15 protein-coding genes are annotated in these 17,655 nt (G+C 66.3%); 8 read left to right on the plus strand and 7 right to left on the minus strand.

The window, feature by feature from the left end:
* Positions 1–5: 5 nt before the first annotated feature.
* The 3 genes from AC5RW2_RS17405 to AC5RW2_RS17415 are packed head-to-tail and all read right to left on the minus strand — an operon-like array spanning position 6 to position 3,003.
* Entirely contained in the window at positions 6–974 is a 969-nt protein-coding gene (locus AC5RW2_RS17405; RefSeq protein WP_493962768.1) for an acyl-CoA dehydrogenase family protein, read from the minus strand.
* Positions 971–2,149: an acyl-CoA dehydrogenase family protein gene (locus tag AC5RW2_RS17410; protein ID WP_493962767.1), complete on the minus strand. Its 1,179-nt coding sequence runs from the start codon at positions 2,147–2,149 to the stop codon at positions 971–973. Before AC5RW2_RS17410 ends, AC5RW2_RS17405 begins: the two co-directional genes overlap by 4 nt.
* Complete coding sequence (locus AC5RW2_RS17415; RefSeq protein WP_493962766.1) at positions 2,146–3,003, minus strand: enoyl-CoA hydratase; 858 nt, start codon at positions 3,001–3,003, stop codon at positions 2,146–2,148. The genes AC5RW2_RS17410 and AC5RW2_RS17415 overlap by 4 nt, the downstream gene beginning before the upstream one ends.
* 150 nt (positions 3,004–3,153) lie before the next feature.
* Between AC5RW2_RS17415 and AC5RW2_RS17420 the strand changes: the two genes are divergently transcribed.
* Genes AC5RW2_RS17420 through AC5RW2_RS17430 form a run of 3 tightly spaced genes read left to right on the plus strand, consistent with a single transcriptional unit; the run spans position 3,154 to position 6,270 of the window.
* Positions 3,154–4,305 carry an acyl-CoA dehydrogenase family protein gene (locus tag AC5RW2_RS17420; RefSeq protein WP_493962765.1) on the plus strand — a complete coding sequence of 384 codons (1,152 nt, stop codon included), beginning with the start codon at positions 3,154–3,156 and terminating at the stop codon, positions 4,303–4,305.
* On the plus strand, positions 4,302–5,105 hold the full coding sequence (locus AC5RW2_RS17425; protein WP_493962764.1) for an SDR family oxidoreductase: 804 nt from the start codon (positions 4,302–4,304) through the stop codon (positions 5,103–5,105). The genes AC5RW2_RS17420 and AC5RW2_RS17425 overlap by 4 nt, the downstream gene beginning before the upstream one ends.
* A gap of 13 nt (positions 5,106–5,118) precedes the next feature.
* Complete coding sequence (locus tag AC5RW2_RS17430; RefSeq protein WP_493962763.1) at positions 5,119–6,270, plus strand: acetyl-CoA C-acetyltransferase; 1,152 nt, start codon at positions 5,119–5,121, stop codon at positions 6,268–6,270.
* An 857-nt stretch (positions 6,271–7,127) separates the two neighbouring features.
* Here the strand turns inward: AC5RW2_RS17430 and AC5RW2_RS17435 are convergent.
* From AC5RW2_RS17435 to AC5RW2_RS17450, 4 genes are all read right to left on the minus strand, one after another.
* Positions 7,128–8,729, minus strand: a complete 1,602-nt coding sequence (locus AC5RW2_RS17435; protein WP_493962762.1) for a flavin-containing monooxygenase — start codon at positions 8,727–8,729, stop codon at positions 7,128–7,130.
* Between the two features lie 2 nt (positions 8,730–8,731).
* Entirely contained in the window at positions 8,732–9,649 is a 918-nt protein-coding gene (locus AC5RW2_RS17440; RefSeq protein WP_493962761.1) for an alpha/beta hydrolase, read from the minus strand.
* A gap of 176 nt (positions 9,650–9,825) precedes the next feature.
* Positions 9,826–10,665 (minus strand): SDR family NAD(P)-dependent oxidoreductase, encoded by an 840-nt coding sequence (locus tag AC5RW2_RS17445; RefSeq protein ID WP_493962760.1) that lies wholly within the window; start codon positions 10,663–10,665, stop codon positions 9,826–9,828.
* The gene (locus AC5RW2_RS17450) at positions 10,662–11,177 is read right to left on the minus strand and encodes a PadR family transcriptional regulator (protein ID WP_493962759.1); all 516 of its coding nucleotides are present in this window, start codon (positions 11,175–11,177) and stop codon (positions 10,662–10,664) included. Before AC5RW2_RS17450 ends, AC5RW2_RS17445 begins: the two co-directional genes overlap by 4 nt.
* A 319-nt stretch (positions 11,178–11,496) precedes the next feature.
* Between AC5RW2_RS17450 and AC5RW2_RS17455 the strand changes: the two genes are divergently transcribed.
* The 5 genes from AC5RW2_RS17455 (at position 11,497) to AC5RW2_RS17475 (ending at position 17,635) form a co-directional block, all read left to right on the plus strand.
* Positions 11,497–12,705, plus strand: a complete 1,209-nt coding sequence (locus AC5RW2_RS17455; RefSeq protein ID WP_493962758.1) for an ABC transporter substrate-binding protein — start codon at positions 11,497–11,499, stop codon at positions 12,703–12,705.
* A gap of 90 nt (positions 12,706–12,795) precedes the next feature.
* Entirely contained in the window at positions 12,796–13,653 is an 858-nt protein-coding gene (locus AC5RW2_RS17460; RefSeq protein ID WP_493962757.1) for a branched-chain amino acid ABC transporter permease, read from the plus strand.
* Between the two features lie 2 nt (positions 13,654–13,655).
* A complete protein-coding gene (locus AC5RW2_RS17465; RefSeq protein WP_493962815.1) occupies positions 13,656–15,476 on the plus strand; it encodes a branched-chain amino acid ABC transporter ATP-binding protein/permease in 1,821 nt (606 codons plus the stop codon).
* The gene (locus tag AC5RW2_RS17470) at positions 15,469–16,194 is read left to right on the plus strand and encodes an ABC transporter ATP-binding protein (RefSeq protein WP_493962756.1); all 726 of its coding nucleotides are present in this window, start codon (positions 15,469–15,471) and stop codon (positions 16,192–16,194) included. The genes AC5RW2_RS17465 and AC5RW2_RS17470 overlap by 8 nt, the downstream gene beginning before the upstream one ends.
* Positions 16,195–16,354: 160 nt before the next feature.
* Complete coding sequence (locus AC5RW2_RS17475) at positions 16,355–17,635, plus strand: LLM class flavin-dependent oxidoreductase (protein WP_493962755.1); 1,281 nt, start codon at positions 16,355–16,357, stop codon at positions 17,633–17,635.
* Positions 17,636–17,655 lie beyond the last annotated feature (20 nt).

The following is a 17,655-nucleotide window of genomic DNA, read 5'->3' on the forward strand; positions in this document are numbered from 1 at the left end:
TGTCCTCAGTGTGTGGGGGAGAGAATGAAGGCCGCGATGCGGGAGCGGTGGTAACGGGGAGTCCCCCAAGCGCCGAGCAGGGCCTGCACTCGGGTGATCCAGAGGCCAAGGTCGTGTTCCACCGTGTAGCCGATCGCCCCGTGGACCTGCAGCGCAACCCTTGCGGCAAGGTTCGCCGCATCGCCGACAGCGACCTTGGCCGCCGAGACGCTTCGTGCGCCCACGGGGCTGCCAAGCTCCACCGCAGCGGCGCCAATCAGCGGGCGCGCGAAGGTGAGCGCGATCCGTACATCCGCGAGCTGGTGCTTGAGCGCCTGGTACTCGCCGATCGGGCGGCCGAACTGCTCACGGAGCTTCGCATACGAGACGGCCTCGACCAGCAGGCGCTCGCCGGCGCCGAGCAGCATCGCTGCACACGCCAGCGTCGCCCTGTCGATGGCCAACGCCACCACGGCGGGATCTAGCCGGGTGGCCTCGCCGTTGGCGGTGAGCGCACTGAGTGTGCGGACCCTGTCGATCGAGGTGATACCGGGGCCGGGCGTCGCGCTCGAGATGGAGTCCACGTCGACGACGAAACTGTGGCTGCTCGCTGCGGCGTCGAGCGCGTAGGGAACGAGACCGGGCACCGCCGCGGTGGCGATGATCGAGCCGTCAACGATGCCGCCGCGCACCGCGGAGTCAACCAGGTCGGGCAGCAGCGCCGCCGATTCGATGTAAGGGCCGGGAACGGCGTGGTAGCCCAGACGTTCGAAGGCGACGATGAGGTCGGCGGCCGTGCCGCCCATGCCGCCATCCGTCTCCTCGACGCACAGGCCGAGCAGGCCAAGCTCGGCCAGTCGGGCCCACAGCGCGTGGCCGGAGGCCATGTTGCGGTCTGCCCAATCCCGCGCGATCGTCGTTTCTCCTGCACTCTCGATGATCTCGTCGATGGCCTCGGCCAGCGCATGCTGTTCTTCACTCGTCACGAATTTCATGACACTCTCCTGCCGTCGCCACCGCGGGGGAGGCCAAGTATGCGTTCTGCAATGATGTTGCGCTGGATTTCGTTGGTGCCCGCGTAGATGGGCCCGGCTATGGAGAAGAGATAATCATCCACCCAGCGGCCGTCGGCCACAGCCGCTGCTCCGCGCAGTTCGGCGACAGGCCCAAGCAGGGTCAGCGCTGTTTCGTGCAGCGCAATGTCGAGTTCCGACCAGAACACTTTGTTCACGCTGCCCTCTGCGCCGATGTCGCCGCCGTCCTGCAGCGTGCTTACGGTTCCCCAGGTGTAGAGTCGGTAGGCCTCGGACCTGATCCACGCGTCCACGACAGCATCTTGCGCAAACGGATCCTCGTGCTGCTGGGTGTGCCAGAGCTCGATGAGGCGCTCCGCTGCGGCGCAGAACCGGCCGGGGGAGCGCAGCGAGAGCCCGCGCTCGTTCCCGGCCGTGCTCATGGCCACGCGCCATCCGTCGCCCGGTGCTCCGAGCACATCCTCGTCGGGGACGAACAAGTCGTCGAAGAACAGTTCAGCGAAGCCAGTTGAGCCATCGAGCTGGGTTATCGGGCGCACGCTGAGGCCCGGGGCGTCCAGAGGGAAGAGGAAGTAGGTCAGGCCGCGGTGGCGTTCGGCGGCCGGATCGCTGCGGAACAGCCCGAACCCGCGATCGGCCCACACAGCTCGCGAGCTCCACGTCTTCTGGCCGCTCAGCAGCCAGCCGCCCCGCTCGTCGTCGCGGCGGGCGGTGCTGCGGATCGCTGCGAGATCGCTGCCGGCACCCGGTTCCGACCAAGCCTGCGCCCAGATCAGGGAGCCGTCGGTCATCGCACGGAGGTAGCGAGCGCGCTGCGCGTCTGTGCCGTGCTCGAACAGAATGGGCGCCAGCAGGGAGATGCCGTTCTGGGCGACTCTCGTCGGTGCACCCGAGCGGTAGTACTCTTCCTCGAAGAGCACCCACTCGACGAGCCCGGCACTACGACCGCCGAACTCCTCAGGCCAGGCAACGGCCGACCAACGGCCGCTAGCCAGCTCGGCCTCCCACTCGCGGTGAGCGATGAAACCCTCCGCGGTATCCATCGACGGGAGCGGCGTCGACGGCACGTGGGCCGCCAACCAGGCGCGCGCCTCGGCGGCGAACGCGAGCTGTTCGTCCGTCAGATTGAGGTTCATGCCGTGGCCGCCGAGTCGCGCATGCTCTTGACTCCCATCCCGGCGAGCGAATCGACGCCGACCTCTGCGTTGTGTGAGTGCGCCGCGTGGTGCAGCCCGAAGACTGAGTCCATGCCGGCGCGCAGACCCTGCAGGTCTTCCGACTGGTTCACTGCCTTCTTGGCGAGGGCGAGCCCAAGGCGCGGCATGGCGCTGATGCGTTCGGCCATGGCCATTACGCTGCTTTCCAATTCCTCGCCCGGCACGACGTGGTTCACCATGCCCAAGTTGTGAGCGCGCTGGGCCGAGAAGCGGTCGCCCGTGAAGAGAAATTCCTTGGCGGCACGCGGGTTCATGACCCAGGGGTGGGCGAAGTACTCGACGCCCGGGATGCCCATGCGCACGACAGGGTCGGCGAAGAAGGCGTCGTCACTGGCGACGATGAAGTCGCAGGACCAGGCCAGCATCAGCCCACCGGCGATGCACGCGCCCTGCACCATGGCAATCATTGGCTTGGGGATCTCGCGCCAGCGCCGGCACATGCCAAGGTACACCTCGGATTCTCTGGCGAAGCGGGAGTCAACGCCTGCCGCTCCGACATGGTCCCACCAGATCACCGCCTTGCGCTCGAAGCTCTGGTCGATGTCCCGCCCCGGGGTGCCGATGTCGTGTCCGGCTGAGAAGTGTTTACCGTTGCCGGCGAGGACGATCACCTTGACCGCGTCATCGTGCACAGCCGCGGTGAACGCGGCATCCAGTGCGTAAGTCATCTTCGAGTTCTGGGCGTTGCGGTACTCAGGTCGGTTCAGCCGCACGATCGCGACAGATCCGCGCACCTCGTATGTCACAACCCCTTCGGAATCGTCGTATGCCATCGTTGCCCCTCTCTGGATAAACCGCCGCATGAGACGCAATCACCTGTAATGTCTACCAAGCAATTGCTTGTTTGCTAGCATAAGCGATGCTCGACTTTATGACCAATGGCAGTGGGCGACGAAAGGTATTTCGTGGATCTGACCTATTCAGTGGAGGACGACGAGTTTCGTCAGGAGATCCGAGAGTGGCTGGAATCAAATCTCGTCGGTAAGTTCGCGCAGCTGCGCGGCCTCGGCGGATCCGGCCGCGAACATGAGGCGTTCGAGGAGCGACTCGAATGGAATCGCCATCTTGCCGCGCACGGCTGGAGCTGTGTCAGTTGGCCCCTTGAGTACGGCGGGCGGGGGTTGAGTCTGCAGCAGCAGGTGATTTTCCACGAGGAGTATGCCAGAGCGGACGCCCCGGCCAGGGTCAACCACCTCGGTGAGGAATTGCTGGGCCCGACGCTGATGGCCTTCGGAACTCCGGAGCAGCAGGCCCGCTTCCTTCCGCGCATCCTGGCGGTGGAAGAACTCTGGTGCCAGGGCTACTCCGAGCCCGGAGCGGGCTCCGATTTGTCCGCGGTAGCGACCAAGGCCAGACTCGACGGCGGGGAGTGGGTGATCGACGGGCAAAAGGTCTGGACATCGTTGGCCCACACTGCGGACTGGTGCTTCGTGCTGGCACGCACGGGCTCTGGGCCGCGCAGGCATGACGGCCTCTCCTATTTGCTCGTTCCCATGCGCCAGTCCGGCGTTCAGATCCGACCGATTCTGCAGCTGACGGGAACCTCGGAGTTCAACGAGGTCTTCTTCGACGGTGCCGTCACGGAGGCAGACCTGGTGGTCGGCGAAACCGGTTCTGGCTGGTCAGTCGCGATGGGCACCCTCGGCTTCGAACGAGGGGTCTCGACGCTGGCTCAGCAGATCGCCTTCCAGCGCGAGCTGCAGCTCGTCGTCGAACTTGCCCGCAGCAACGGCGCCATCGCCGACCCGATCATTCAGGAAAAGATCGTCTCGGCGCACATGGGGCTCGAGATGCTCCGCCTGCACGGGCTCAGAACACTGAGCGGCGAGCAGGGTATCGAGGCTTCGATCACCAAACTGCTCTGGGCACCGTGGCACCGCTCGCTCGGCGAACTCGCGATGGCCGTCGCCGGCGCGGGCGGTCTCACCGTCGCGGAGGCGCCCTATCGGCTCGACGAGCTGCAATCCCTCTTCCTGTTCAGCCGTGCGGACACCCTGTACGGCGGTTCGGACGAAATCCAACGCAATGTCATCGCCGAGCGCATGCTCGGACTTCCCAAGGAAGCACGCTCATGATTCCCCAGCGCATCGCCCAACCCGTTCCCCACTATGTTCCCGCCCACGGGCTGCTCCAGGGGCGCCGTGTCGTCGTCACAGCTGCCGCGGGTGCCGGCATCGGCGCTGCTGCGGCACGCCGCTGCCTCGAAGAAGGCGCAGCCCTCGTGGTACTCGGCGACACACACGCAGGAAGGCTTGAGGCATTCGCCGCCGAACTCGGCACGGACTTCGGTTCCGACCGCGTGCGCTGGGCATTGTGCGACGTCACCGTAGAGGAGCAGGTGGAGGCGCTGCTCGACGTGGCCGAGGAGGCGGGCGGAGTCGATGTCATGATCAACAACGCGGGCCTGGGCGGCACGGTCTCCATCCTGGAGATGACCGACGATCAGTGGGGAAAGGTTCTCGACGTCACCCTGACGGGAACCTTCCGCAGTGTGCGTGCGGCAACACGCCGCATGGTCAAAAACGAGACGAAGGGCGTCATCATCAACAACGCCTCGGTCATCGGATGGCGCGCTCAGGAAGGGCAGGCCCATTACGCGGCCGCGAAGGCCGGCGTCATGGCGCTCACCCGGTCGGTTGCCCTCGATGTCGCCCCGCACGGGATCCGGGTCAATGCTGTGTCGCCGAGCCTGGCCATGCACCCCTTCCTCGCCAAGGTAACTTCCGACGAATTACTCGAGGTGCTCACCTCGAGGGAGGCATTCGGACGAGCAGCCGAGCCATGGGAGATCGCCAACGTCATGGTGTTTCTCGCCAGCGACTACTCGTCATACATGACGGGTGAAGTCGTGTCAGTAAGCAGCCAGCAGGCCTGAGAGGAATATCGCCATGACCACCGCATATATCGTCGACGCAGTGCGCACCCCCGTCGGACGCCGGGGCGGCTCGCTCGCCGGCATCCACTCCGCGGACCTCGGCGCCCACGTGATCGCGTCGTTAGTTGAACGCACCGGAATCGACCCTGGAGCCGTTGACGACGTCATCTTCGGATGCACCGACACACTCGGGTCGCAGGCCGGCGACATTGCGCGCACCGCGTGGTTGGTCGCCGGAATGCCCGATCATGTGCCGGGCGTCACAATAGACAGGCAGTGCGGGTCCAGCCAGCAGGCAGTGCATTTCGCTGCCCAAGGGGTCATGTCAGGCACTGCCGACCTGATTGTCGCCGGTGGGGTGCAGAACATGTCCGCCATCCCGATCTCCTCGGCGATGGCCGTGGGTGAACACTACGGGTTCACGACCCCATTCGCGGAGTCGCCCGGTTGGCGGGACCGCTACGGCGACCAGGAGGTCTCCCAGTTCCGCTCGGCAGAGAGGATCGCCGAGAAGTGGAACATTTCGCGCGAGAGTATGGAGGAGTTCGCCCTGGAGAGCCACCGCCGGGCGATCGCAGCCGCGGATGAGGGACGTTTCGCCCGCGAGATGGTTCCGATCGCCGGGCTGACCTACGATGAAACCGTACGCCGTGAGACGTCGCTGGCGAAGATGGCGACACTGGATACTCTGACCGAGGGTGGCCGTGTCACTGCCGCCACCGCCTCGCAGATCAGTGACGCGGCCAGTGCCCTGCTGATCGCCTCGGAGAGCGCCCTGACCGCTCACTCCCTGACGCCGCGCGCAAGGATCCACCATATATCAGTGCGGGCCGACGACCCGGTCTGGATGCTGACCGGGCCGATCCGTGCAACCCGGCATGCGCTTGAGCGTGCAGACATGAGCGTTGGCGACATTGACCTCTTTGAATGCAATGAGGCATTCGCCTCCGTGGTGCTCGCGTGGGCACACGAGCTCAACGTCGACCGGGACAAGATCAATGTCAATGGTGGCGGCATCTCACTGGGCCACCCGATCGGCGCGACGGGCACGCGCGTCATGGCTACCATGCTCAACGAGCTTGAGCGCAGGAAAGGACGATTCGGCCTGCAGGTGATGTGTGAGGGCGGGGGCCAGGCCAACGTCACGATCATCGAGCGCCTCTGAGCCGGCACCCACACTCGGCAAGGATGGGCGATACAGCCAAATCGGCGGTCTTGCCCGTTGGGTGAACGCCCGGCATGGGCATTCGCTTGGACGTGGAAGCCCTCTGGAGGAGAAAGTGGTTGATTCCTAGCTGATCCAGCCGGCTGTGCGCTGATGGCCCGGGTTGTGCAGAAAGTGAAGGACAGCCCGCTGTTTGGCCTGATCCGCCGGTACCTTGAGGCGGATCATGGTCGACGGTGTGACACAGCCGACCGGAGGAGGGCACGCCCTCAGGGATCGCCGCTCTCCGCTGCTGAGCAACATCATGCTCGATGACTTCGACCGCCGATGTGGAAACGCGGCCACCGGTTCGTCCGGTATGCGCACGACATCAGGGTCTTCGTCAGGAGCAAACGGGCAGCCGGACAGGTGCTGGACCAGTACACGAAAGTGCTGGAAGGGGCCATGACACTGAAGGTAAATGGAGAAGTCGAAGATCGGCCGCTGGCGACACACACCGAATGTATTCGCGCAGCTGGGGAGTGGTTCCGGCGGCGGAAGAGCAGAAGAAACTGCGTGCCCACACGGCCACCCTGCCCAAGCTCGGGATCAGGCCGGGCCCGGCCTGGCAATGGGGCATGACCAGCAGGGCTAATGGCGGATCGCGAAATCGCCCATCTGCCCCGGGCGCTGCCCAACGAGTATCAGGTGTTCCTTCACGGCACCACTAGAGGACAACCTGACGAACCGCCGGGGGCGAGGCCCGCACGTACGGTGCCGTGAGAGGAGGGCCGGAAAACCCTGCCCTCCTACTCGGTCCTCAAGGCAACTGGGACTTACTCATCCAGTGCATGTCGGGTACACCGTGCCAAGGGTCCTCACCTCTCGCTCAGCACGAACCCTCGGTAGCCGGCCGCCGCGATCTCTTCGCTCTTCTCGATGTACGGACGGAACCCGCCGATGTACGGCAGGAAGCCGCGCGCCTTGCCCTCGATGTTCGCGCCGGTGTACCAGGAGTTCGCTGCGCCGAACAGGGTGTTGCCAGCCAGCTCGGCGTTATGGTCCGTCCACGCCTTCGCCGCATCCGCCCGCGCCTCGGCGGAAGTGAATCCGTGCTCGTCGCAGTACGCGATCAGGCGCAGCGCGTAGTCGCCCTGCTGCTCGGCGCCGAGCGCCATGTTCGACAGCACGCTGGGGCATCCCGGGCCGTTCAGCGACAGCAGGTTCGGGAAGCCCGGCATGCCTAGACCCAGGAGCGTGACCGGGCCGTCACGCCACTCGTCGCGCAGCAGGCGCCCGTCGCGACCCCGGATGTCGATCGACGTGAGCGCGCCCGTCATGGCGTCAAACCCCGTCGCAAAGATCACGGCGTCGTGTTCGCGCGCACCCGACTCCGTGGTGATGCCCGTCGGCGTGAGCCTGAGGATCGGATCGCGTCGCAGGTTCACGAGGTGCACGTGCGGCAAGTTGAACGTCTCGTAGTAGCCCGAGTCCGTGCAGATGCGCTTCGTGCCGATCGGGTGGTCGCCGGGAGTGAGGTCCGCGAGCGTCTGCGGGTCCTCGACGATGGCGGCGAGCTTGCGCTCGAAGAACGCCCGGGCGGCGTCGTTGATGACCGGATCCGCGGTCTGCCGCTGGAACGCCTTCGCGAACAACACTCCGCCGCGCTGCCAGGCCTCCTCGAAGACCGCGTCGCGGTCGGCTTCGTCGACGTCTTCAAAGGGCACCGGATGACTCGTCCACGGGGATCCGGCCAGGCCGTTCCACGACAGGTCCCGTCGCTGCGCGAGCTGCTCCAGCTCGCGGGCCCACTCGTCATCGTCGAGCGAGCGGTTGAACGCGGGCACGCTGTAACTTGCCGTGCGCTGGTAGACGACGACCTCGGCCGCGCTCTTCGCGATGAGCGGGATCGACTGGACGCCGCTGGAGCCCGTGCCGATCACGGCGACCCGCTTGCCGGTGAAGTCAGGCTCGTCCTTCGGCCAGGCCGCCGTCATGAACACCTCGCCGGCGAACTCGTCACGTCCCGGCAGATCGGGAAGGTGCGGCGCCGAGAGGCTGCCGGTCGCCATCACGACCCACCTGGCGGTCGTGGCGAGCTCGCCCGACGCGCGGACCGTCCACCGCTGCGCCGTCTCGTCCCAATCGGCGGAGGTCACGCGCTCGTTGAACCGGTAGTGCCGGCGAACGTCGTAGCGGTCGGCGACGTGCTCGAGGTAGCGCAGGATCTCGGGCTGCGTGGCGTAGCGCTCGCTCCATCGCCACTCGTGCTGGAGCTCGGTGTCGAATGAGAACGAGTAGTCGATGCTCTCGACGTCGCAGCGGGCGCCGGGGTAGCGGTTCCAGTACCAGGTGCCGCCGACGCCACCGCCGGCCTCGAGGCCTAGCACTGAGAGACCCATGCGTTCGGCGTGGATGACCGTGTACAGGCCGGCGAAGCCGGCGCCGATGACGATCAGGTCGTGTTGGGGTAGGTTCATGATCATCCTTCCTGGACGAACTCGGTGGTGAAGTCCGACCACAGCAGCTCGCGACCCGCCTCGGCGGGGCCATAGCCGGCGATCGTGAGGAAACCGTGGAACTGCTCGGGGTGGTGGCGGTGCAGCGCGGGCACACCGGCTCGGCGCAGCAGTCGTGCGTAGTCGCGGCCTTCGTCGCACAGAGGGTCGAGCCCGGCGGTGACGACGATCGCGGGCGGCAGCCCGGCGTGGCTTGATGCGGTCGCGGGTGCGATGCGCCAGTCGGGATCGACCTCGTCGACGGGCCCGCCGAGGTAGGTCTCCCAGTAGTACTGCAGCGACCGTGCGGTGACGAAGAAACCCTGGGAGCGGGCGCGGTGCGACTCGGAGGACATCGTGGGATCGAGGAACGGATAGATGAGCACCTGCCCGACGAGCGGCGAGTCGCCGCGGTCCCGCAGCGCGATTGCCGCGCCCGCCGCGAGGTTCGCGCCCGAGCTGTCGCCGGCGAGCACGATGCCGGAGTCGGCGCCGCCCGACTGTATCCAGTCGACCGCAGCGATCACGTCATCGACGGCTGCCGGGGCCGGATGCTCCGGCGCCAGCCGGTACTCGATCGAAACGATGACGCTGCCGGTGCCTCGAGCCCACTGGCGGCAGAATCCGTCGTGGCTCGCAATCGAGCCGTGCAGGAACCCGCCGCCGTGCGCGAAGACCACGGTGGGCGCCGCCGGATCGGGGTTATGCGGGTGGTACATGCGCACCGCCAGCTCGCCCACCTCGGTCGCAATGGCCTGGTCCTCGGTGTGGGCGACATCGCCGAGGTTGTCAGCCGGGCGCACGCGCGAGTCGACCGCGGCCCTGGCGGCGAGCGGCTGCATCGAGGCGATGTCGGGGAACGATGCGTTGAGCAGTTCCAGCATCCGTTCGGTGTCATCCATTCGATCTCCCTCGCGCCGAGTTGATATGCCTATTAGAAGTAGTTCGATTAGAAATATGCCATCTCGGATAGAGGAGGTCAAGGGGCGAGCAGCATACGACGCCCCGGGGAACCGGGCTTCACGTCGCCTAGGCCGCCGGCCAGGTGCGTCCGAGCATCTCTGAGTGACTGGTGACGTCAGCGCCGCTCGGCAGTGACATGTCGCGGCGCCGCACGCTGCACGAGCTGCTCCGCGCGTCGACGCATGACCTCGGCCACGTACTCCGGCTGCGGCAGGAGGTAGAACTCCCCCTGCTCGGCCTGCGCGAAGATCTCCCTCGCCGCATCGGCCGGGCTCATCGCTCGCGGCACGATCGCGAGCATCTCACGTCGCGCTGCTTCCGCCGCCGACGCGTCGCCGCCCTCATCCACTGAGCCGGCCGAGTCGAAGATCCGAGAGGCCACGGCCGACGGCAGCACCGCGGCCACGTGGATCGGCGCGCCGACCTCGTCAAGATCGAGCTTCAGGGCTTCGGTCAGGCCGAGCACCGCGTGCTTGCTCATGAGGTACGGCGCTTGACGGGCGATCGACGTCATCGCGCCGATCGAGGAGAGGTTCCAGACATGTGCGGGCACTCCCGCCGCGATCATTCCCGGCACGAACGAGCGAACGCCGTGGAAGACGCCGCTGACGTTGACATCGAGAACACGGCCCCAGTTGCGGGTCGGAGTGTCCCAGAGATAGCCAAACTGCTCGATACCGGCGTTGTTTACGAGCAGCCTCACCGGTCCGCGCGGGCTGCACCGCTCTGCGAGTTCGTCCATCTGATCGGGGTCGCGAACGTCGGTGCGCTCTGCCCAGGAGCGCGTTCCGGCACTCCGCAAGGATGCGGCGACGCGCTCGGCCCCTTCCTCGTCGACGTCGGCGACTACCACGGACATTCCCCGGCTCGCCGCTTGTCGAGCGAGCCCCTCGCCAATTCCGGCCGCGGCACCAGTGATCACCGCGAGCCCTTCGCGGAGGGCCGCGACGGTCATCGCTCGCCCTCCAACGTCTCGATAAGCCAGTCGATCCGGGCGGCTTCGTCTCGGTAGAACCGTTCAGACCACTTCAGGGCGACCGCCGAGTAGCGCCACTCCGGGTCACCTGATGCCCCGACGGCGTGCCCTTCGGCGCGCTCCGCCATCTGCAGGGCCGCGCCTCGGTACTCCAGCAGGGCCGCGCGCAGACGGTCGAGGTCACCATTGTGCGCCGCCCAGAGCCGCAGGATGTGCGAATGCTTTAGCACCACCGGCTCAGGAGGCAGATCGTCGACCCACTCCCGCATGCGGGCGCGACCCGAATCGGTGATCACGTAGAGGCGTCGGCTCTTCGTCTCGTGCGTCTGCTCCACGCGCGAGCGTGCCAGCCCGAGCGACTCGAGGCGACGTAGCTCAGCATAGATCTGGCTCTGAGATGGCGCCCAGTAGAAGAAGGCTAGGCTCTGATCGGCCCATCGCTTGATCTCGTACCCTGACAGCTCGCTCTCGAACGAAAGGATGCCGAGCACTGCCCAGCTCGTAGGGGGAAGCCCCAGCTCCTCCGCCGATCTGTTGTCGCCCACATTACCTCCGCGTTTCGGGTGGTGAATTGCAATTCATAGTATGACTAATCGTCATGGAAGTTGCGCGAAGGATCGCCCAGGCCGAGGCGCTGTTCCCGCAGCACGGAAGTCCTGTGCGTGCTCTGCGAAGGTCATGCGCGGCACCATAACATCGATGCGCAGCCGTTACCAAGCAAATGCATGGTTGGTATTGTGAGCTATGCTGATGCGTGCTTGACTAAGCAAGCAAGCGTTTGGTAGCTCTCAACGACGAGAAAGGTCGACTATGCACCGCACCAAGGTCACAGCAGCATTGGCAGCGGCGGCCGCCACTGCCCTCGTCCTCGCCGGATGCGCCGGCGGGGGCAACGACGGCAATGCACTGGCCGACGACGAAGGTCCTATAAAGGCGGTCGTCTTCGGCGCGCTCGGCGCAGAAGGCATCCTCGCTAACAATGCTGCCACGTCGGTGACGGCGGCACAGGCGTCGGTCGCGGCCGTCAACGAACTCGGCGGTATCCTCGACCGTAAGGTCGAGATCGAGGTCATCGACGACACGGGCGATCCCACGGTGGCCATCACCAAGCTGCGCGAGCTCCTGGCGAGCGACAAGCCCGATGTCGTGATGAACTCCGGCCCCTCTACGGTCGCCGATGCGATGCTGCCGGTCCTCACGCAGAACAAGGTCCTCTCCTTCAACATCGGCCCAACCCCGACCTCGGGCGATCCGTCGACGAACCCCTACAACTTCGACGTCTCCGCAGCAGTGCCCGACTACATCGGCTCGTTCGTCGCCGAGCTCAAGGCCCGCAAGGTCAAGAAGGTCGCGATCCTGCACGGCTCGAGCGCATACGGAGAGCTCTTCGGCCAGCTCACGGACAAGGCGTTCACTGGTGCCGGGCTCGAGGTCACGGGAATGCAGGGCTTCGACAACGCGGCCCTCGACATGACCCCGCAGCTCGAGGCGCTGCAACAGTCCGACCCCGACGTGCTCGTCCTCGACGCCTACGGCGCCCCGCTCGGCTACGTGCTGCAGGGCATCGAGAAGCTCGGCTGGGACGTGCCGATTATGGGCAACACCTCGGTCTCGGCAACGGGCCTCATCGCCACCAAGCCTCCGACGGGGGTGCTCGGCACCGACCAGGTCAAGAACCTCACCATGCAGGTGTACACGAGCACCAAGTACGACCCGGCCGACGAGAAGGTCAAAGCGGCGGTGGAGCTGATGGCCAAGACCGGACCGATCGAGTCCTCGCTCATCCTCGCCTACAACTACGACGCCATGCTGCTCTTGCGCGCGGCGGCCGAGAAGACCGGCTCGCTCGACGCAGCCGCGATCGCTGATGCACTGCTCGACCCTGAAGTGCAGAAGGCGGCCGACACGACGATCCTCTCCACCTACCGCTTCACCCAGGACTCGCACACGCCGCATGTGGCGCCCGAGGACTTCCTCTTCATTACGCCGGGCCCGCTGGTCAACGGGCAGTACCAGTAATCCCAAAATGCAGGTGGCCCCTGGATGCCGGTTGCGGCATCCGGGGCCGCCGCAGCACCTGACACGACCTGACAAAAGGACACAGGACCCATGACGATCATCTGGTCCGGTCTGGCCCTCGGCGCGGTGTACGCGCTGGTGGCCATCGGATACAACATCGTTTTCTTATCGCAGAAGACGTTCAACTTCGCCCAAGCGGCGCTCATGATGTTCGGCGCGTTCATCGCGTACGTAGGCATCGCGGTGGCGGACCTGCCCTGGTGGCTCGTGGCCTTTATCGCCGCCATCGTGGTCGGCGGTGTCGCCGCGCTCGAGGAACGCGTCGCCATTCGTCCTGTGAAGGACATGCATAACGTGCTGGTTACCACCCTCGGCGCATCGATCATCATCGAGGGTGTCGCCCAGCTCATCTGGGGTGGCGAGCCGCACCGTGTGCCATTCCTCCTCGGTGACGGCGTCATCGACGTGTTTGGCGGCCGGGTGTACCCGGTCGAGATCGCCCTCATCGTCCTCGTCGTGCTGCTCGTCGTGGCACTCACCCAGTTCGCGAAGCGGAGCCTCACCGGCATCGCCCTCATGGGCATGAGCGAGGACCGCGAAGCGGCCCAGCTGCGCGGCGTGAGCGTTCGGCGCCTCGCCTTCTGGGCGTTCGTCTTTACCGGCGTCCTGGCCGGCCTGCTCGGCGTGTTCGTCGGGCCCAAGACATACGCCGTCGCTACACTCGGTGCCGCGCTCGCCATCAAGGGCTTCGTGGTGCTCGCCATCGGCGGCTTCGGATCGCTGTGGGGCGTACTGGTCGGCGGGCTCATCGTCGGCCTCACCGAGGCGCTCGCCAGCCGGTACATCGGTGCCGACGTCGCGAACCTCAGCGTGTTCGTCATCCTTATCGTGATCCTTATGGTCAAGCCGACGGGGCTCTTCACCCGTCGCAAGGAACGGGTGGTGTGACAATGGCCGCATTATGGCTCAAGTTCCGGGCGGTGCCCGGTTGGATCTGGCCGCTCCTCATCGGCATCGTTATCCTGGTTCTGCCGTTCCTCGGGCTCGGCTACGCAGCCACGCGGCAGGTCGAGCTGACCCTTTTGCTCGCGCTGATCGTCTCGGGCATGAACCTCTCGCTCGGGTACGCGGGCGAGCTCGCGATGGGACAGGTCGCTATGTATGCGGCGGGTGCCTACACGGCCGGGCTCGTGAGCAAGGCGGGGTACACCGAGTTGTGGCTCCAGCTGCTCGCCGGCGCCCTTGCCGCACTCCTGGTCGGCCTACTCTCGGGCATCCCCGGCCTGAGGCTCGGCAGTTGGTCGCTCGCGATGACCTCGTTCTTCCTCATCCTGCTGGTGCCCGACGTGCTGTCGATCTTCAAGGAGGCGACAGGTGGCCGCAACGGCCTGGCCGGCATCGCGCCGCCGACGATGTTCGGCGAGCCGATCGACGGCGGCATGTACTACGTCATCCTCGTCGTCGTCGCGATCCTCTGGTTCGCGGCCATGCGGAACCTCATCGTCTCTCGGCACGGCACGGCATTGCGAGTGCTCAAGCAGAGCCCGGTACTCGCCTCGTCGATGGGGATCTCGGTCTTCCGGGCGAAGCTGACGGCATATGCGTTCGGCGCGCTCCCGGCCGGCGTCGCGGGTGTCCTGTTCGCCAACCTCGACCTGTTTATCTCGCCTGAGGCCTTCGCGTTCTCCTTCGCGATGACCGTCCTCGCTGCGTCGATCTTCGGCGGCTCAGCGAGCATCTACGGCGCGCTTATCGGCGCGGCGGTGCTCCAGTTCGGGATGAACCAGGCGACGAATTTTCAGGAGTACGGCCTCATCATCACGGGTGTATTTCTCCTTGTCGGCGGCGTCCTCTTCTCAGGTGGGCTCGCGTCGCTTGCCACCGGGCTGCTGCGTCGTCTCGACGCAGCAGCGCGCGCGCGGACCGAATACACGGAGAAGCCTGCAACCGATGCCGTCATCGAGCCCGTCGACGGTGCCTTCCTCCGAACAGAGGGAGTCTCGAAGGCGTTCGGTGGAAACAAGGCATTGACCGACGTCAGCGTAGCGGCCAAACCGCGGGCGGTGACGGCGATCATCGGCCCGAACGGCTCTGGCAAGACGACGCTGCTTAACATGATCTCGGGCTTCTATCGCACCGATGCGGGTTCGCTCACCATCGACGGGGAGCCGATCCACGGCCTGAGCGCGTACCGCGTGGCCCGGGCCGGGGTCTCGCGCACCTTCCAGACCCCGAACGTGCCCGAGAAGCTCACCGTGCTCGAGGCGGTCGAGGCCGGCAGGTATGCCCGCGCCCGCACGTCGGTGCTGGCCGCGGTGCTTCGCCTGCCGAGCCACCGGCGCTCGAGCCGAGCCGACCGTGCCGAGGCCGAGCGCGCCCTCGCCCTCGTCGGGCTGAGCGCGCAGCGGCATGTCGCCGCCGACTCGCTGCCCCTCGGCAACCGGCGACTCCTCGAGGTGGCACGGAGCCTCGTCGGTTCTCCGAAGGTCCTCCTGCTCGACGAGGTTGCATCGGGCCTCGACGAAGACGAGCTCGAGGTGCTCGCGAGCCTGATCCTGCGCCTGCGCGATGCCGGGCTCACGGTCGTCCTCGTCGAGCACAACTTCCAGCTCGTACTTCGGCTAGCCGACGAGATCTACGTGCTCGCCCACGGAAAGGTGATCGCGCATGGCACCTCGGAGGAAATTGAACATAACCCGCGCGTGATGGAGGAGTACCTGGGCGTCACGCCCGAACACGACGTGATTCACAGTGGAGGCGGCAATGAGTGAGAGGGTCCTGCTCGAGGTACGTAAACTGCAAACCGGCTATGGCGAGCTGAAGGTGGTCCGTGACGTCTCGCTCACCGTGCGCCGTGGCGAAATTACCGTGCTGCTCGGCCGCAATGGTGCCGGGAAGACCACGACGCTTCGTGCCATTATGGGCCTCAACCGCACCACCGGCGGGGAGGTTCGGTATCTCGGCGAGGAGCTCACGGATGCGCCGGTGCATCGCCGCGTGGCATCCGGCATGTCGTACGTGCAGGAGGGCAAGCGCGTGTTCCACGAACTGACTGTGGAGCAGAACCTGCTGCTCGGCGGTTACTCGACGAAGAAGAGCAAGCGCGCCCTCGCCGGCCCCGTTCAGGAGATCTACGAACTGTTCCCGATCCTCGCCGAGAAGCGCGCGCTGCCGGCGGCAAGCATGTCGGGCGGGCAGCAGCAGATGCTCGCGATCGGCCAGGCACTCATGGCCAGGCCGCAGCTGCTCATCCTCGATGAACCGAGTCAGGGGCTTGCCCCGGTCATCGTCAAGGAGGTCATGGAGCGCGTGCACGCGCTGAAGGAGACCGGAATGGGCATCCTGCTCGTCGAGCAGGCGGTGCAGGACTCCGTCGCGATCGCCGACGAGGTCACCGTCGTCGAGATGGGACGCACCATGCTGTCCGGCCCGGCAGCGGCCATCACCCACGACGATCTGCAGGCGGCCTACTTCGGCTCCGAAGCCTGACGCCGACGACAGGGGCGGCGCGCGATCTCGGGGCGCGCACCGTTCTCATCGTTCCGACCCATCTCCACGGTTGACCACTCGTGCTGACTCAAGCAGCCTAGCAAGTGCTAGGTGCGAAAACTCTGAAGGGAAAACTATCATCAGGCGACCTGGGAAGCAGATGAAGCTGGCTCTGTTCGCGCAGGGCACTGGAGTGGCGCAGTCGGTCTGGCGCTCTCCCCGCACCCAGCCCGAGCGGCTCCACTCGCTGGACTACTGGGCGGAGCTGGCCCAGCTCGCGGAGGCCGGCAAGCTCGACGCCTTCTTCATCGCCGACGCACTCAACCTGACCCCCTCCATCACGGTCGACGCCACCACCCGTCCGGATCCCGTGGCGATGCTCTCGGCGCTCGCGGCGGGCACCTCCCGGATCGGGCTGATCGGCACCAGCTCCACGACGTACAACGACCCCTTCACGGTGGCCCGGCAGTTCGCGACGCTGGACCACCTGAGCCAGGGGCGAGCGGGGTGGAACGTGGTCACGACCGCGATTAGTGCCGCTGCGGCGAACTATGGGGCGGCCGACCTGCCCGACCACGGGGACCGGTACGGCCGGGCCGAGGAGTTCGTCGACGTCGTGACGGCCCTGTGGCAGGCGTGGGGGGAGGACGCCGTGGTGGCCGACCGGGCCTCGGGACTGTATGCACACGCGGACCACATCCGTCCCATCGACCACCACGGCCAGCACTTCCACGTACAGGGGCCGCTGACCATCCCACGTTCTCCCCAAGGCCGCCTTCCCCTGGCCCAGGCGGGCTCGTCCGGCCCGGGGATGAGCCTCGGCGCGCGGGTCGCGAACCTGATCTTCACCACTCAGTTCGACCCGGGGCAGTCGCGCCAATTCGTGGCAGATGTCAAGCGACGCGCGGCCGGCTTCGGCAGGCGACCGGAGGAGGTGTCGGTGCTGCCCGGACTGACGCCCATCATTGGGCGCACCGAGGCAGAGGCGCGGGACCTCGCCGGCAACCTCGGGTCCCACCTGAGCGAGCAGGCGACGCTGCAGTTCTTGCAGCAGTCGTTCGGTGGCGTCGACCTCACCGGATACGACCTCGACGGGCCCTTCCCGGACATCAGGCCGCAGCTTCCTGCCCACGCCAGCGTGTCACGTCCGGCGCTGTTCATCCGCACCGCCCTCGGCGAGGGTCTGACCCTCCGGCAGATGGTGCAGCGCATCGGGCTCAGCATCGGCCACAGGTCGTTCGTGGGCACCGCGGACCGGCTGGCGGACGAGATGGAGGACTGGTTCGTGTCAGGCGCCGCGGACGGCTTCGTGATCCTCCCGGCGGACATGCCCGTCGGGTTGCGCGACTTCGTCGAGGAGGTCGTGCCACGGCTCCAGGACCGGGGTCTGTTCCGGAAAGAGTACCGGGGACGCACGTTGCAGGAGCACCTCGATGACTGAGCCGGTGGACGCGGTGGACG

Source organism: Arthrobacter sp. B0316-1-20 (assembly GCF_059091865.1).

Bases quoted from the DNA above. Each gene is read 5' to 3' on its own strand.
- AC5RW2_RS17405 (WP_493962768.1), bottom strand. From the start codon at position 974: ATGAAATTCGTGACGAGTGAAGAACAGCATGCGCTGGCCGAGGCCATC.
- AC5RW2_RS17410 (WP_493962767.1), bottom strand. From the start codon at position 2,149: ATGAACCTCAATCTGACGGACGAACAGCTCGCGTTCGCCGCCGAGGCG.
- AC5RW2_RS17415 (WP_493962766.1), bottom strand. From the start codon at position 3,003: ATGGCATACGACGATTCCGAAGGGGTTGTGACATACGAGGTGCGCGGA.
- AC5RW2_RS17425 (WP_493962764.1), top strand. From the start codon at position 4,302: ATGATTCCCCAGCGCATCGCCCAACCCGTTCCCCACTATGTTCCCGCC.
- AC5RW2_RS17430 (WP_493962763.1), top strand. From the start codon at position 5,119: ATGACCACCGCATATATCGTCGACGCAGTGCGCACCCCCGTCGGACGC.
- AC5RW2_RS17435 (WP_493962762.1), bottom strand. From the start codon at position 8,729: ATGAACCTACCCCAACACGACCTGATCGTCATCGGCGCCGGCTTCGCC.
- AC5RW2_RS17440 (WP_493962761.1), bottom strand. From the start codon at position 9,649: ATGGATGACACCGAACGGATGCTGGAACTGCTCAACGCATCGTTCCCC.
- AC5RW2_RS17445 (WP_493962760.1), bottom strand. From the start codon at position 10,665: ATGACCGTCGCGGCCCTCCGCGAAGGGCTCGCGGTGATCACTGGTGCC.
- AC5RW2_RS17455 (WP_493962758.1), top strand. From the start codon at position 11,497: ATGCACCGCACCAAGGTCACAGCAGCATTGGCAGCGGCGGCCGCCACT.
- AC5RW2_RS17460 (WP_493962757.1), top strand. From the start codon at position 12,796: ATGACGATCATCTGGTCCGGTCTGGCCCTCGGCGCGGTGTACGCGCTG.
- AC5RW2_RS17465 (WP_493962815.1), top strand. From the start codon at position 13,656: ATGGCCGCATTATGGCTCAAGTTCCGGGCGGTGCCCGGTTGGATCTGG.
- AC5RW2_RS17470 (WP_493962756.1), top strand. From the start codon at position 15,469: ATGAGTGAGAGGGTCCTGCTCGAGGTACGTAAACTGCAAACCGGCTAT.
- AC5RW2_RS17475 (WP_493962755.1), top strand. From the start codon at position 16,355: ATGAAGCTGGCTCTGTTCGCGCAGGGCACTGGAGTGGCGCAGTCGGTC.